Origin of the sequence: Arenibaculum sp., assembly GCF_035998295.1 — a bacterium.
Classification (GTDB): domain Bacteria; phylum Pseudomonadota; class Alphaproteobacteria; order Azospirillales; family Azospirillaceae; genus DASYHS01.
This window is the reverse complement of the sequence record NZ_DASYHS010000283.1, coordinates 48,807-63,941: the sequence shown is the minus strand read 5'-3', so window position 1 is coordinate 63,941 and position 15,135 is coordinate 48,807. Positions and strand designations below refer to the sequence as shown.

Below are 15,135 nucleotides of genomic sequence, written 5' to 3'. Positions count from 1 at the left end.
TCCGCTGGCGCCGTCTCGTGCGCGACTACGAGGCCCGCCTCGATGTCTCCGAAGGCATGATCTACGTCGCCATGAGCAGCTTGTTGCTCAGGCGAATCACAACCTGAAGGAGATGATCTTCATTTCCAAACAGGCACTAAGCCACGATACCGGCACTCCTTCGGATAGTTTTTGAAATCTTGCACGCGAGGAAATGCAACCTACCAAGTCTGGTAGTTGCTGTGCCCTGTCGTTTTCAGCAGCATACCGACGAGAGAGTTAGTCCCGAGGCGGGCTAATACTTGTGTGTGTGACGTGGCAGTTCATGCGGCTTGGCGGTTCAACTTTTGTCGAGTCGGTGAGCAAGGCTTTGTCATTCGATGGCAGGCCATTACTGATGCGTCAGAGAAGCGATTAGTTCAACCGATCTTTCGATCAAATTGCTTGAAACGGCGGGAACGATGGATCCAAGACTTCACTTTCCGACTCATCAGAACAAGCTCACCAGCCTGTACGGCTTCGACCTGACGCAATACGTCCAGGGCGACGGGTTCGGGCGCGGCCGAGGCTACGAGGCTGCCGTAAGGGCGCTGACCCATGGCGGCATCCAGCCCCTCGACCAAGCCGTCAAGGGGTTGGGCCTTTATGACAGGGCTGCCCTGGCCGTGCTGTCGGCGCATGCGGAAGTCGAGGCGCGGAGTTCGATCGATCCTGATCGGGCCGCCACCACTCTCGCCCTGTACGTCAATACGCTCGGGCGCCTGCACATCCGGCCCGCATCCCTGCCGCGGATCGTCTACGCCGAGGGCGACAGGAACGTCGAGGTCGGCTACCTCCCGGTCACCGATGCCGTCCTGGCGGAGATCGATGCCGCGCATGAGGTCCTGCGGCGGGACGAAGCCGACGCCTTCGCCGAGGTTCGGGCCGCGATGGACCGGGTCTACCGTGACGGCAGCCTGGCGACGGTGCTCGAGGAGGTGATCGACCATGTCGAGCACGTCGAATCGGTCGGCTTCTATGTCGCAGACCGCTTCCTGGCCTTGATCGACCGCTACGTCAACCTGATCGACGGCAAGGCGGGCCAGGGCTACCTGCCGGCGTTGCGCGAAAAGCCGTACGACGAATGGACGGACGAGGAGGTTCTGGTCGTCGCCGGTCTGCATGCGCTGTTCCAGTCCGGGCGCGCCGTGCGGTTCGAGGAGTTCAACGGAGCGGCGCTGACGGCGCGTGCTCTGGTCGACCGGCTCGGCGAGATCTCCGACGCGTACGTCGCCGCGGGATGCGAGGTGGCGATGCCGCCGGGCCTCGACCTGTTCGACCGCTCACGGGTCATCATGCAGCAGGCCTTGTGCGCCGTTGGCAAGCCCTGGCTGCGCTATCGGTGGATCTACGGCCTGAGCTTCCTGAAGACCGAGCGGATTCTGCCGTCGACCGCATCGACGGAGAGGGAGGATGCCTGGCTGGACGAGTTCGGCGCCGATTACGACGAACTCGTCTCCGACCATTCGGAGTTCGTACGCTCCGAACATGTCGGCATGGCGGCGCTCGCCCATGCCTGCGTCGCCCGCGATGTCGCCGGCGTGCGCTGCGACAGGGGCAGCGACGCGGTCACGAACTGGGTCGAGTACCTGATGGAGAAGGTCGTCGCCTCGGCGGTGCGGGCGACGAACGCGGACTATGGCATGTCGAGTTCGCTGCGGGACCTCAACAGATTGGTGTCGTACGAAGAGGCCGCGCTGGTGGACGAGATCCATGCGCTGACGCCGAACCACTTCTTCACCTGCTTCGTCTCCAACGACATGGTATCGCGGCTGGGCGCGGACGAGGCCGGCGTCATTGCGACTTCGGTCCAGAAGCGGATGATGTTCAACCGCTGGCACTTCATTCCGGGCAACCTCGAGCGTCCGCTCGTCCGAAAGTCGCGGCACTGGTACTACCCGCCTTTGATTCCGGACATCGCCGTACATTCGGACATGCATCGGGCAGCCCACAATCGCGCCCGGGTGAAATACTCGATCCGCTGCCCGGGCCCGGACATGTCGCGGCCGGCGCTCTTCATCGGGAATGAACGGTACCGTGGCTTCTACGATATCCGGGTCGTTCGCATGGAGGGCGAGGAGTTCACGGTGGAGGACGTGCTGCGGGCGCGCCGTCGGACCCTGTGGCTCGAGGCGGTCTATGCGGCGCTGGCCCAGAACGCGATGAGGCCGGGACGCGTACCGCTGGCGGTCGCGGGCTTCCAGCCCGGTGCCTATTTCGATATCCCCGCCGCAGCTTTGACGCCGGTCCTGGGCGGTTTTCCGGCGGTGCATCTGGCTGCCGACGCCCACGACTGATCGCCCCGGCGGCATGTCAACCAGCGGGGTATCTTCATGAGCGTCGTCAACGCGGTGGCCGCCACGGGCGGAAAGAGCGGCGACCATCGGATCGCGTATCTTCGCAAAGGCCGGCTGGAAAGCCTGACGCTGGCGCAACTCGACGCCCTGGCGGCAAGGCTCGCCCATGATTTGAGGCGGGCCGGGTTCGAGCGGGGCGACCGGGTCGGCGTCCTCGCCCGCAACGGGATCGAATGGGTGCTGCTCGATCTCGCGGCGATCAAGGCCGGGCTGGTGACCGCCGGGTTCGAGTTCGGCAAGTTCAAGGAACCGGGCGGGCTGGTGGAGAAATACCGGCTGAAGGGGATGTTCTCGGACGTCGGCTTCCATCACCCCTCCGTTACGGACCTCCGGCCGCTCGTCGATGAAGTGCTGGCGCGCGGCCCCGGAGAGTTCGGCCCCGGGGCGTTCGGAGGGGCGATCGACGAGCCGGTACGCTATGGTCCGAAGGACTGCACGACGATCAAGTTCACGTCGGGCAGCACCGGTGAGCCGAAGGGGTTGGCCGCCACCGTCGGCAGCATCGACGCCTCGCTCGCGGCGGTCCAGGCGCTGTTCGGCCACGGGCCCGGCGACGACGTCCTGGTCTTCCTGCCTTTGTCCCTCCTGCAGCAGCGCTACTGGATCTATTCCGCACTCGCCCATCGCCACGACGTCACCGTCGTCCCGTACGAGTTCGCCCTCGACGTGGCGGCGAAGGTTCAGCCGACGGTGGTCATGGGGGTTCCCGGCTTCTTCGAAAGCATCAAGAAGCATCTGGAGAGGAGCGGGGACCTCGTGCCCGGTGACGCGGTGCGGCGGCGCGAACGCATCGAGGCGCTGCTGGGCGCGAGGATCCGCTATCTCTGGACCGGCTCGGCCCCGGCCAGCCGCGACATGCTCGACTTCTTCGACGGGTGCGGGATCCCGATCTTCGAAGGCTACGGCATGAACGAGACCTGCATCGTCACGAAGAACCATCCCGGCCACAACAGGATCGGCAGCGTCGGCCGGCTGCTGCCGGGCAAGAAGGCCCGGATCGACGGGGACGGTGTCCTGATCATCGGCAGCGATCATCCCGTCAACGTCGCTTACGAATACTGTGCCCCGGGAGACAATGAGCGGATCTTCCTGACCGGCGGCGAGGTGCGGACCGGCGATCTCGCCCGCTTCGACGAGGACGGCTACCTCTACATCCTGGGTCGCGCCGACGACCTGGTCGTGCTCGGCAACGGCAAGAACGTCTACGTCAGGAAGATCGAGGAGCGGGTCCGCCGGCACGCGGCCGTCGAGGAATGCGTCCTGTTCGGCTCTGGCGAGCCATATCTGGTCGCGGTCGTCTCTCCGGCGGAGGCCCCCGTCGGCCCGGCGCAGAGGGACGCGATCGCCGCCCATGTCGACGCCGTCAACGCGACGCTGCCGCGCGACGAGCGGATCGTGAAGATCTTCATCGCACCCGAGCCCTTCAGCATCGAGGGCGGGCTGCTCACGTCCCAGTTCAAGCCGAAGCGCAAGGAGATATTCAAGGCGTTCGGCCGGGAAATCGCACAGCTTTATGGAGTGCCGGCGTGAAAGAGATAGAGAAGATCGTACGTCAGCGACTGTCCAAAGCCGTCAATGACCAGGACGAAGGCAGAAGCCTGAACCTCGACGACGAGCTCGGCGACGGCTACGGGCTGGGTTCCCTCGACCTCATCATGCTGATGAGTTCCGTCTGTTCCGACGCGGGCGTGCCGCTGACGGAGTTGAGCGAAGACGACATCGCCCGCCTGCGCACGCCTTCGGACATCGTGGACCTGCTGACCGCCAAAACGCCGGCATGAGGGAGAGCGACTTGGACTGGACGACGCGTACATTGCGGAACATCAGGCTCGAGAACGACCTCGTGCAGATCCGGCGGGTGACCCTGGACGACAAGGCCGGCTTTGCCCGCATCGCCTACGACCCCGAGATCTGGAAATACTTCGTTGCGACGGTGACCGACGAGGGGAGCCTCGACGCTTTCGTCGAGCAGGCGATCCACGACACCATCAGCGGAGCGCGCATCGTCTTCGCCATCCTCGACCGCCGAAGCGGCGAGATCGCCGGCAGCTCGGCATTCGGCAATCTGTCGCCGGCCGAACGCCGGCTGGAGATCGGCTGGTCCTGGCTCGGCGCGCGCTTCCGGGGCACCGGGCTCAACCGGGCGGCCAAGGGCCTGCTGCTCGACTACGCCTTCGGCACGCTGGAATGCGAGCGGGTCGAGTTCAAGACCGATGTGCTGAATGTTCCCGCCCGCCGTGGGCTGGCGTCGATCGGCGCCACGGAGGAGGGGGTGTTCCGCAGCTACAACTACATGCCCGGAGGCCGGCGGCGGGACGCGGTCTGGTACAGCATCGTGAAGGCCGAGTGGCCGGCCATCCGCGCCGAGCGCTTCCATGGATAGCAAGCCGCTGCACCTCCATTGCAGTCTCGGGCGGCACCGCCGCATCCAGGCGTCGGGCACCCGGTACGACATCGGCCACCGGCAGGGCGAAGCGCATCGGGCCGAGATCCGCCGGTTTCTCGACGACCGGCTGACGCGGATCGGCGCGATCCTGGGCAGGCCGGTGGACCTGCCCGACTTTTCCGCCGCCATCGCCGAGCATGCGGCGGTGATCGAGGACCGGCTGCCCGCGCTGTCGGAGGAGCTGCGCGGCCTCGCGGCAGGCGCCGGCATCTCCATGGAAGAAGCCTATCTGCTGCAGCTCCGCCGCGAGTTGGTGGGGTACCGTTCCGTCCGGCCAGCCGGTGATTGCACGACCTTCGGGCGCATGGCCGGCGGCGCCACCGTCCTCGGCCAGACCGTCGACCTGAATGGCGACATGGCGTCCGAGCTGACGGTGATGGAGCTGGAGCCGACGGATACCGGCCGCAGGCTGGCGCTGGTCAGCTTCACGGGGCTGCTCGGCTATCTCGGCATGAACGACCGCGGCCTCGCGATCGGATTGAACCTTGTGCTGGCCGGGGCTTGGCGGCCGGGCATTCCCGGCTACATGGCGATCCGCCATCTGCTCGACGAGGCGACGTCCGTCGACGACTGCATCCGGCGTCTGGCGGCGCTGCCCCTCGCGAGTTCGCGTGCGTTGACGATCGCCGACGGCACCAGGCTGGTCACGGTCGAGTACGTGCTGGACGAGATGGTCGTCTTCGAGGGCGATGAACTGGTCCACGCCAATCATTTCCTCCATCCGGATTTCGTCGATCGGGACGAGCTGAACCCGTTTGCCCGGACCTCTTCCATGCGCCGCCAGGCGGCGTGCGCGGCGGCACTCGTGGCGCTGCCGGTCGAAGCCGATCCGGAGGCCTATCTCGACGTCCTGGCGGCGGCGCCGGTGCATGTCCCGCCGAACGGCGACGTCAAGCGCGAATGCACGGCCGCCTGCGTCGTGATGCGGCCCGACCTGGGCACGGTGCACGTCCGGCAGGGAGATCTCGCCTGGCAGCCGGCCTCCCGCACCGCATCAACCGAAGACCTGCTTCAGGAGTGAAGTATGCCTTACGTCGTTACGGAGACCTGCATCAACTGCAAGCACACCGACTGTGTCGAGGTGTGCCCGGTGGACTGCTTCCATGAGGGGCCGAATTTCCTGGTGATCGATCCCGACGTCTGCATCGACTGCGGCGTCTGCGAGCCGGAATGTCCGGTGGACGCCATCCGGCCCGACGACAGGCTCACCGAGGGGCAGGGGATCTTCCTCGAGCTGAACCGGGAGCTTTCGCAGGTCTGGCCGGGCATCCACGAACGCAAGGAGGCCATGCCCGACGCGAAGCGCTGGGCCGACACGCCCGGCAAGCTCGTCGAGCTGATCCGATGATCGCGGCTTGCGGGCGGTGAGCGGATCCATGGCGATCGTCGGCGCCGACCGTCAGCGCATCCAAGTGGCATCGGCGCCAGGTCATGGCCACGGTGCGCGATGGATGCTGCCGCTCCTGCTGACCGGGCAGGCGATGGCGGCGATGGATACCTCCATCGCCAACGTCGCGGCTCCGGTCCTGCGTCAGGAACTCGGCATATCCGGCGCGCTGCTGCAGCTCGTCGTCGCCGGTTACGTCCTGGCCTACGCGGTCTTCCTGATCACCGGCGCCCGCCTGGGCGACGACCATGGCTACAAGCGCATGTTCGTCGTCGGTGTCTGGCTGTTCACGGGGTCGTCGCTGCTGTGCGGCCTTGCTCCGAGCACGACGCTGCTGATCGCCGGCCGCTTGGCCCAAGGCCTGGGAGCGGCGCTGCTGGTGCCGCAGGTCCTGTCCCTGATCCAGAAGACCTTCGAAGGAGACGCGCGCGCGCGCGCCATCGGATACTACTCCATGATCCTGGGATTGGGCTCGACCGCCGGGCAGGTCCTGGGCGGCCTCGCGGTCACCCTGGACCTCTGGGGGCTGAGCTGGCGGCCGGCTTTCCTCATCAACGTCCCGATCGGGATCGCGCTCGCGCTGCAGGCGCGCTCCGTCCTGCCGGACATCCGCGGCGGGGTCCGGCGCAGTCTCGACGTCGTCGGGGTCGCCGTCCTGACCGTCTCGATGCTGCTGGTCGTCATCCCGCTGACCTTCGGCCAGGAAGTCGGCTGGACGGACTGGACCTGGTTCAGCCTGGTGCTCGGCCTGGCAGGGCTCGCGGCGTTCTGGCGCTACGAGACGGCGCTGTCCCGCCGCGGCCCGGACAGCGGCGCGCTGTTGAACGTCGAGGCGGTCCTGGCGCCCGGCATACGGCCAGGCCTGGCCGTCGTCGTGATCGGCTTTGTCGGCTATGGCGGCTGGCTGTTCGCGACCGCGTTGTATCTCCAGACCGGCCTCGGCTATTCGCCGCTGGTATCCGGCTCGGTGTTCGCCGCTTACGCGCTGGGCTTCGGGATCTCCAACGTCAAATGGTCGAAGCTGCCGCCCCGGTTCCTGCGCTGGACGCCTCCCGCGGGCCTGGGCGTCATGGTGGCGGCGAACTTGCTGTTCGCAGTCACGGCCCTGGGGTCCGGATGGGTCGCGCCGGTCATGATCCCGTTGCTGTTCCTCGCGGGCAGCAGCCATGGACTGACCTTCGGCACCACGGTCAACCAGATGACGATCCGCACGTCCGGCGCGAACGTCCCGGCACTGAGCGGCCTGGTCACCACCAGCGTGCAGCTGTCGATCGTGGTCGGCATCGCGGCGCTCGGCGCGCTGTACCTGTCGGTATCGCAGCCAGGGGCCGTCGAGCCGTCCTCGCGGGCGATCGCGCTCGTGACCTTCTCGATCGCCGCGGGGGCCATGGTCGCGCTGGCCTGCTCCCTGCGTCTGGCGACGCTCCCCATTCCCCGGAACCTTCCGATGGCCGAGAGAACCATGCAGTCCGAGGCAGCCAAGATTCACCGTCGCATCAAGGATGCGGTCTCCAGGCTCATCGCCGTTCCGGCCGTCGAGATCGACGACGGGCAGTTGCTGTCGGAATACGGCATGAATTCCATCGACCTGATCGATCTGGTCGCCGCGCTCGAGGCCGAGTACGGCATCGAGTTCGATCCGACGACGATGACGGACGTCACGTGCCGGTCGCTGTCGGCGAACGTCCTCGCCTCCTTGCGGGTGGGCTGATCATGCGCAGCCTGGCCGCCATAACCGGGATCGGGGTCCTGTCGCCGGCGGGAGCCGGGGAAGAGGCGCTGTGGCGCGGCCTGACCGGAGGGGAGGACCGTCGGGGGAGTTGGCCCAAGCGGGTCCTGTCCGGCTATCCCATCGACAATGTGGTCCCGATCCCGGAGGACCTGTGGAAGACCACGAGCGCCTCTGCGGCGCATCCCGGGAACCGGGCCGCCAGCCTGGCTGATTTTGCCGTCGGCCAGGCGCTCGCGCAGGCCGGTCTTCCGGATCGTGCGGGCCTGCGCGTCGGCTGCATCCTGTCGTCGACCACCGCCGGGGTCGAGGCCGCCGAGGACGATGTCCTCGGACTTCGCCCCGTCCCGACGCCTTCGGACCTGGACGGTTCGGTCATCGTGCCCACGGGTGCGCGCCGCTGGACCGGTCCGACCGGCGTGATCTCGACCGCCTGCTCGTCCGGGCTGGTCGCCCCGGCGCTGGCGATCGATGCGCTTGCCGCCGGCGAGGCCGACGCCATGGTCGCCGGCGGTCTGGACGTCCTGCTGGAATACACGATCTGCGGTTTCAACGCGCTGCGGCTGGCTGCCGGCGACCGATGCAGGCCCTTCGCGCAGGGGCGGCGTGGCGTCGTGTTGTCGGAAGGCGTCGCGTGCTTCTGCCTCGAACCGCTCGAGGCGGCGCTCCGGCGCGGCGCCAGGATCAGGGCGATCGTCACCGGCTACGGCATGAGTTGCGATGCCGACCACGTCACCGCCCCCAACCCGGCCGGCGTCGCGCGCGCCGTCGCGGCGGCGCTCGAGACGGGTGGCACGGCGCCCGGCGCCATCGGCGGCATCTTCGCCCACGCGACCGGTACCCAGGCAAACGACGCCACCGAGGTGGCGGCCTTGCGGACCGTGTTCGGAACCGGCGGCCTGCCACCGATCACGGCCGTCAAGTCCGTGATGGGCCATCCCCAGGCGGGTGCCGGAGCGATGTCGCTGCTTGCGGCCGTGCTGGCGCTGGAGAACTCGTGGCTGCCGCCGACGGCCGGGCTGGACGAACTCGACCCGGCGCTCGGCGGCATCGACATCGTCACCGGCTCGGGCCGGGCTCTCGACAAGAGGACCCTGATGGTCAATGCGTTCGGCTTCGGCGGCAACAACTGCGTGATGACCGTCGCGGATCTCGACGGCGTCGCCGGCCATCGGGCGGGAGGGGCATGACCATGCCCGGCCGTATCGCGATCGCCCGTACCGTCACGAGCCGCCCGGATGAGGACGGCGCCGTCACCGACGCGCTGCTGACCCCGGAGCGGCGTTCCAAGAAGGTAGGCACCCTGCCCGACCAGGCGCGCTTCGTGCTCGCGGCGGTGCGGCGCTGCCTGCCGGAGGACGTCGCCGCGACGCCGGGCGCGAACGCGCGGGTGGGGGTCAGCCTGGGTACCTTCCACGGGTCGATGGACGTCGCCGAACGATGTCTGCGGACGATGAGCGGCGGCGGCTTTCGCGAGGTGACCCCCTCCTGGTACGCCACGGGCCTGCCGAACGCCACGGCCGCGATCGTCGCATCGGTCCACGAACTGGCCGGCCCCAATCTGACCATGCTCGGCTATCAGGCCGGGATCGAGGCCATCGTCATGGCATGCCGCCAGATCCTTGCCGGCCGGGCCACGGCGATGCTGGCCGGCGGCTTCGACCTGCCGAGCCCACATTTTGCCGCCCGGCTGGCCGGGGCGGCCGAGTACGACGGCACGGGCACGATCCATGCCGGTGCCGGCCTGGTGTGGCTCCGGCCCGGCGACGCGGGAGAGCCCGCGGGGGCCACCGTCGTCGGCTGGTCCCAGGGCGCCATAGGGACGGGAGAGACCGACCGGGACGTCGTCGCGCGGCTGATCGCGGCCGCCTCGGCCGGACCGCCGGACCGGCATCCGGCGGTCCATCTCGTCCGCCCGGAGGGTGGCGGGGCCGTGGACCATCTGGCGGCGACGGCGCCGATCCGTCTCGTCGACGCCATCGTCGGGAATGGGGAACCGGGCCTCCACGCCCTGGTCGTCCGGGGGTTCGGGGCGTCGGCGGCCTGCCTGCTGGTGGAGAAGGCGGTATGAGGGCGCGGTCCATGGACGAACAAAGTCATGGGGAGGCGACGCTGCAACGCGATGGAGCGTCGAGTTCGCTTCGTCTTCCTTATCTGGAACCACCGGAACGTGAGTTCGCCATGTTCCGGGAAGTCGGCGTCTTTCGCGAAGACACGATCGTCGCCGACGACGGCGTGCCTCTCACGGTCCTGGAGGCGGGGGACCCGGGGCGGCCGACCGTGTTGCTGGTGAACGCGCTCGGCGTTTCATGCCTGTTCCTCGCCAGGCTCGCCCGGGTGCTGGCGCGCGAGCATCACGTACTGGCCTGGGAAACGCGCGGCCTGCCGGATTTCGCGGCGTCCGCCGGCGGAGACCTGTCGGTCGAGCGGCACTGCGCGGACGCCGCCTCCATCCTCGCCCGCAAAGCCGGGGATCTCCGTGCCGTCGTCGCCTACTGCTCGGGCGCCAACATCGCCGTGCACGCGCTCGTCGGCCGGGTCTTGGCCGCCGAGCGCCTGTGCATCATCAGCCCGTCGATGGAAATCCCGACCGTCGCGGCGCGCACCGACTACCAGCGCACCATGCTGCCGATCTGGGAGAAGATCGACCAGTCGGGACCGCGTTTCGCCGCGCTGGTCCGCGCGATGATCCGGCAGAACTGGAGACCGCACGACGGCACGCTCGAGTCGGAACTGCACCACCTGAACAACCTGCCGTTCCGCAACAACGAGTCGACCCATCGGTACGCGCTCATGCAGGCGGCTTGCCTGCGTTTCGAGTGGCCGAGCCTACTCGCCCGCGTGACGGTGCCGACGCTCGTCCTGCATGGGGCGGACGACGACATGATCCACGAGGACACGTCCTCGGCGGTCGCCGCCGGCGTAGCGGACGGGACATTCGAAATCGTCCCCGGCTGCGGACATTTCGCAGTCTACACCTCTCGTGAGCTTCACGAACGCGTTCGCTCGTTCGTGGGGACCGGCGAGCACGGTGGCACCCGAACAATCGAGGAGGAGTGACCGATGGAGCTGCAGCCGATGCTCGTCGATACGAAGCAGCGACTCATCGACAGGGTGCGCCAGCATCCTTTCCTGGGGCGCTGCCGCCAGCAGACGGTGACCCTGGACGAGTTGAAGGTCTTCCTCGTCCAGCAGGGAATGTACAGCAGCTACTTCACGCGCTACCTGTGCGCGATGATGGGCAATTTGCCCCGCAATGATTACGTGCTGAAGGTCGCCAGCAACCTGGTCGAGGAACTGGGACTGGCAGAGGACAGCCCGACGCAGCACAGCACGATGTACCGGGAGATGCTGGCCCATTTCGGCTTGTCGCGCGAGGGAGCCAAGCCGCTGCTGGGCACGCGCCGGCTGATCGACACCATGTTCGACCACTGCCGGGATCCCAAGCCGGCTCGCGGCCTCGGCGCGCTGTGCCTGGGCGCGGAGATGCTGGTGCCGGCGGTCTACACCGACGTCATCGCCGGGTTCCAGGGGTGCGGCGTGTCCTCCGGCGCCGTCGCCTTCTTCCAGCAGCACGTCGAATGCGACGACGGGCACGCCGACATCATGTGGGAGATCATGATGGAGCTGGTGAAGGACGATCCGGGGCAGGTCGCGCTGATGGTGAACGCCGGCGAGGCGCTGGTCGATGCCCGTCTCGCCTTCTTCACGTCGATCGAGGCGAGCGTGGGCTTCGCGGCGCTCCGGCATGCGGACGCGCCGGCGACGCTGCTCAGCGCCTGAACGGGATGGGATCGTGAGGACGGCGCATGACTGACACCCTCTCCATGGGCAAGGAAGAACTGGTCGCGCGGGCACGCGAGCAGATGCACAGACATCTCGACGTGCCGCAGTGGACGACGAGGCAGAAGGTGGCCCTGACGTGCCGTATCCTGTTCGCGCAGGGGCACGATTCCGGTCTTGCCGGGCAGATCACCGCCCGGGCTGAAGCGCCCGGCACGTTCTACACGCAGCGTCTCGGCCTCGGCTTCGACGAGGTCACGGAGGCGAACCTGCTGGTCGTCGACGAGGATCTGAACGTGATCGAGGGCGACGGGATGGCGAACCCGGCCAACCGCTTCCACGGCTGGATCTACCGCGCCAGGCCCGATACGCGGTGCATCGTCCACACCCATCCGCCGCATGTCTGCGCTCTGTCGATGACCGGTCGCCCGCTGCGGGTCGCACAGATGGATGCCTGCATGCTGTACGACGACGTCGCGTTCCTGCCGGAATGGCCGGGCGTCCCGGTCGGGAACTCCGAAGGCGAGATCATCTCCCGGGTGCTGGGAGGCAAGCGGGCCGCGCTGCTGGCCCACCACGGCATCGTGGTGGCGGGCAACTCGGTGGAGGAGGCCTGCGTCGTCGCCGCGCAATGTGAACGGGCGGCCCGCCTGCAGCTGCTCGCCGAGTCCGTCGGCGAGGTGGCGGAGCTCGACCCGGAGCTCGCGCGCGAAGCGCATGACTGGATCCTCCAGGAGCGGCGCTCGCAGGCGACCTTTGCCTATTTCGCGCGCCGCGTGCTGGCCCCGGAGCGCAGCCCGGTCCTTTCCGCCTGAAGGAGACCCGTGATGTACACCACCGCCAGGAACGATACGGAGCTCACGCGCGGCGTCATCGAGAGGATCGGGAAGAGCTGGGATACCCGCGTCGCCGTGCGCAAGGAGCGCCTCGACCTCACCCAGTACACGGATCCGACGCTTCCCGACTTTCCGATCTCGATGGTGCCGTTCTGGGGGCACGAGGAGTTCGCACCGCTCGACGACGCCACGAAGATGCGGCTCCTGGCCACCGCCTGGGTCGGCTACAACGAGAAGGCGATCTATCTCGAGGACGAGATCGTCCAGCCCCTGTGCAGCCTGCTGCTGAAGGACCGTCTGCCGGGAGCGGGCGACCCGCGGGTCAAGCAGGTGCTGGCCCAGGTCCAGGTGGACGAGCAGTTCCACATACTGATGTGCCTGGACATCTGCAACAACGCGCGCCAGCGCTACCGGCTCGACGACTACGTCGCGGCGGAACCGCTGCTCGGCACCCGGCTCAAGCGGACCCTGGCGCGTCTGGACGACGAGCGGGAGCGCGCGATCGCGCGGCTGGCCTATGCGGCCGTCGCCGAGATGTCGATCAACGCCTATCTCAACCAGGTCGCGAACGACATGACGATCCAGCCGCTCAACCGGATCAACACGGACATGCATCGCAAGGACGAGTCCGTCCACGGCATCGCGTTCCGGGAGATCACGGCCTCCGTCTACCGGGCGCTGGGCGAGGAGGGGCAGCGCAGCTTCCGCGCCCATGTCCGCGATGCCCTCGAGGACTTCACGGCTCCGGATCTCACGTCGTGGGAATCGATCCTGGACTATATCGGCGTTCCCGGCCGCAAGCGGATCCTGGCGACTTTGCGTGAGCAGGCGAAGGGAAAGCGCCTCGCGCGCGATTACACGGTGCTGGCGAGCCTGTTCGAAGAGCTGGGCGTCACGCAGGAGCTGGGATTTCGCTTCGACCACTGAGGAGGCAGCATGGACGGCGCAGTGGAGAGGCGCGTTCCCGTCCGCGACGTGCAGGCGCTCCTGCGTCATCGGGCTCCGTTCCTGTTCGTCGACAGCGCGGAGGTCGGCGAGGACGGGCGGACGGCGTGGGGCATGCACGCCTTCGCCGCCGACGAGGCTTATTTCATGGGGCATTTCCCGGACGACCCGATCGTGCCGGGGGTCATCCTGCTGGAGTTCGTCGCGCAGACGGCGAACGTCCTGCTGAGCCATCGCGCGGGGCGGCGAGTGAGCGGGTATCTGGTCGGCGTCGATGAAGCACGCTTCAACCGCTCCGTGAGGCCGGGGCAGACGGTCGTCGCCGAGGTCAGGCTCGACGACGTGCGGGCCGAACGCATCGTCGGCTTCAAGGCGTCGATTCTCTTGGGCGGGCGGCGCTGCATGCGGGCTTCGGTCAATATCCATCCTGGTGATTGGAATTTTCAAGGAGATTGAAATGAGCAGTGAGTGGACGCGAGACTCGATCATCCTCTTCATCAAGAAGGATCTGCTTCTCGAGAACCTGGACCTGGCAAGCGATGGGCTGACGCTGGACGGCATCCAGGACGACACGCCCTTGCTGGGTGAAGGACTGTCCATCGATTCGGTCGACGCGATGGATCTGCTTGTCGGGATCGAGAAGAAGTTCGGGTTGGACCTGCCGGATCTCGACGGGCGCTTCATCGAGGCCACCTGCCGCAACGTCGGCACGCTGGCCGACTTCGTCGTCGCCCGCCTCGATACGGCGCAGAGAGCCTGAGACGCGTGCCCCCCATGGGGACGGTGCTGGTCACCGACGCGGATTGCGTGCTGGGCCGGGCGCTCTGCGCGGAACTGGCGGCCTGCGGGTTCGGGGTGCTCGCCCATGCGAGGACTCCCGCCCGCGAACCCTATCCCGCGCCCATCGTCCCGGTGACGGCCGGCCGGATTTCCGAGGCGCTGGCCGGCTGGAACGAGACGGTGGCGCCGATCGGCCACGTGCTGTTCGGCCAGCCATGGGATGCGGCGGATTTCACCGACGAGGACGGGCTGGAGGCCATGGCCGCGTTCCTGGAGGACGACCTGGTGGGGTTCCTGGACGACTTGCAGGCGGCAGCCAGGCTGCTGGCCCGCAGGAACGGCGCGCAGCTCTGGGTCCTCACCCGTGAAGACAGCACCTGCTACTACACCGGGCAGCCGTCCCTGCCGATCCGGGCGCGCGCCCGCCATGCCGCGGTGAAGAGCCTCGCCAAGGAAGTCTTCAGGTTCGGTGTCCGCGCCAACTGCGCCAACATTCAGACACTCGCCGAGCAGGCGAGCCCGGAGGAATGGCAGCATGCGCGCAATGGCCTCAAGGCCTTCGCCATGAAGTTCAAGCCTGTGGAGGCGGTGGCCGTGGCGAGGACCTTGACGGCGTTCCTGCGGCAAGTCGATCTGCCGATATCGGGGATGGTCGTTCCGATCGGTGTCGGATTTGCGGAAGTCAACATCTAGGACGTCGAGCGTCGAAGCCGGAACCTACAGATAATGGTAGTTGCGGTAGTCTCATATATATAGTGAATTGCTTTCTAATGAATCCGAGTTCTGTGGGTCCGTGAATGAAGTTCACGGAATAGGAAGATTTTAGCTTGTGTTGGATGGCGCTTGAATTTTGT

16 protein-coding genes and 1 pseudogene are annotated in these 15,135 nt (G+C 67.3%); all 17 read left to right on the top strand.

Features of this window, described 5'->3' with window-relative positions:
* Window positions 1-107, top strand: a pseudogene (locus tag VGO20_RS27010) (IS5-like element ISRso1 family transposase); the annotation flags it as partial.
* A 333-nt stretch (window positions 108-440) separates the two neighbouring features.
* A complete protein-coding gene (locus tag VGO20_RS27005; protein ID WP_327505517.1) occupies window positions 441-2,315 on the top strand; it encodes a hypothetical protein in 1,875 nt (624 codons plus the stop codon).
* Window positions 2,316-2,351: 36 nt separating this feature from the next.
* On the top strand, window positions 2,352-3,905 hold the full coding sequence (locus VGO20_RS27000) for an AMP-binding protein (protein WP_327505516.1): 1,554 nt from the start codon (window positions 2,352-2,354) through the stop codon (window positions 3,903-3,905).
* Window positions 3,902-4,156: a hypothetical protein gene (locus VGO20_RS26995; RefSeq protein WP_327505515.1), complete on the top strand. Its 255-nt coding sequence runs from the start codon at window positions 3,902-3,904 to the stop codon at window positions 4,154-4,156. The genes VGO20_RS27000 and VGO20_RS26995 overlap by 4 nt, the downstream gene beginning before the upstream one ends.
* 11 nt (window positions 4,157-4,167) lie before the next feature.
* The gene (locus VGO20_RS26990; RefSeq protein ID WP_327505514.1) at window positions 4,168-4,758 is read left to right on the top strand and encodes a GNAT family N-acetyltransferase; all 591 of its coding nucleotides are present in this window, start codon (window positions 4,168-4,170) and stop codon (window positions 4,756-4,758) included.
* Window positions 4,751-5,842 carry a C45 family peptidase gene (locus VGO20_RS26985; protein WP_327505513.1) on the top strand — a complete coding sequence of 364 codons (1,092 nt, stop codon included), beginning with the start codon at window positions 4,751-4,753 and terminating at the stop codon, window positions 5,840-5,842. The genes VGO20_RS26990 and VGO20_RS26985 overlap by 8 nt, the downstream gene beginning before the upstream one ends.
* Before the next feature lie 3 nt (window positions 5,843-5,845).
* A complete protein-coding gene (fdxA, locus tag VGO20_RS26980) occupies window positions 5,846-6,169 on the top strand; it encodes a ferredoxin FdxA (protein WP_327505512.1) in 324 nt (107 codons plus the stop codon).
* 103 nt (window positions 6,170-6,272) lie between these two features.
* A complete protein-coding gene (locus VGO20_RS26975; RefSeq protein WP_327505511.1) occupies window positions 6,273-7,919 on the top strand; it encodes an MFS transporter in 1,647 nt (548 codons plus the stop codon).
* 2 nt (window positions 7,920-7,921) lie between these two features.
* The gene (locus VGO20_RS26970; protein ID WP_327505510.1) at window positions 7,922-9,127 is read left to right on the top strand and encodes a beta-ketoacyl synthase N-terminal-like domain-containing protein; all 1,206 of its coding nucleotides are present in this window, start codon (window positions 7,922-7,924) and stop codon (window positions 9,125-9,127) included.
* 2 nt (window positions 9,128-9,129) lie between these two features.
* Window positions 9,130-10,008 carry a beta-ketoacyl synthase N-terminal-like domain-containing protein gene (locus tag VGO20_RS26965; RefSeq protein ID WP_327505509.1) on the top strand — a complete coding sequence of 293 codons (879 nt, stop codon included), beginning with the start codon at window positions 9,130-9,132 and terminating at the stop codon, window positions 10,006-10,008.
* The gene (locus VGO20_RS26960; protein WP_327505508.1) at window positions 10,005-10,997 is read left to right on the top strand and encodes an alpha/beta fold hydrolase; all 993 of its coding nucleotides are present in this window, start codon (window positions 10,005-10,007) and stop codon (window positions 10,995-10,997) included. The genes VGO20_RS26965 and VGO20_RS26960 overlap by 4 nt, the downstream gene beginning before the upstream one ends.
* 3 nt (window positions 10,998-11,000) lie before the next feature.
* Window positions 11,001-11,720 carry an iron-containing redox enzyme family protein gene (locus VGO20_RS26955; RefSeq protein WP_327505507.1) on the top strand — a complete coding sequence of 240 codons (720 nt, stop codon included), beginning with the start codon at window positions 11,001-11,003 and terminating at the stop codon, window positions 11,718-11,720.
* 26 nt (window positions 11,721-11,746) lie between these two features.
* Window positions 11,747-12,535, top strand: coding sequence for an aldolase (locus VGO20_RS26950; RefSeq protein ID WP_327505506.1), 789 nt, complete (start codon window positions 11,747-11,749; stop codon window positions 12,533-12,535).
* A 12-nt stretch (window positions 12,536-12,547) separates the two neighbouring features.
* Window positions 12,548-13,483 carry a diiron oxygenase gene (locus VGO20_RS26945; RefSeq protein WP_327505505.1) on the top strand — a complete coding sequence of 312 codons (936 nt, stop codon included), beginning with the start codon at window positions 12,548-12,550 and terminating at the stop codon, window positions 13,481-13,483.
* Between the two features lie 9 nt (window positions 13,484-13,492).
* Window positions 13,493-13,957, top strand: a complete 465-nt coding sequence (locus VGO20_RS26940) for a 3-hydroxyacyl-ACP dehydratase FabZ family protein (protein ID WP_327505504.1) — start codon at window positions 13,493-13,495, stop codon at window positions 13,955-13,957.
* Between the two features lies 1 nt (window position 13,958).
* Window positions 13,959-14,261 (top strand): acyl carrier protein, encoded by a 303-nt coding sequence (locus VGO20_RS26935; protein WP_327505503.1) that lies wholly within the window; start codon window positions 13,959-13,961, stop codon window positions 14,259-14,261.
* A 14-nt stretch (window positions 14,262-14,275) separates the two neighbouring features.
* On the top strand, window positions 14,276-14,974 hold the full coding sequence (locus tag VGO20_RS26930) for an SDR family oxidoreductase (RefSeq protein WP_327505502.1): 699 nt from the start codon (window positions 14,276-14,278) through the stop codon (window positions 14,972-14,974).
* Window positions 14,975-15,135: the final 161 nt, after the last annotated feature.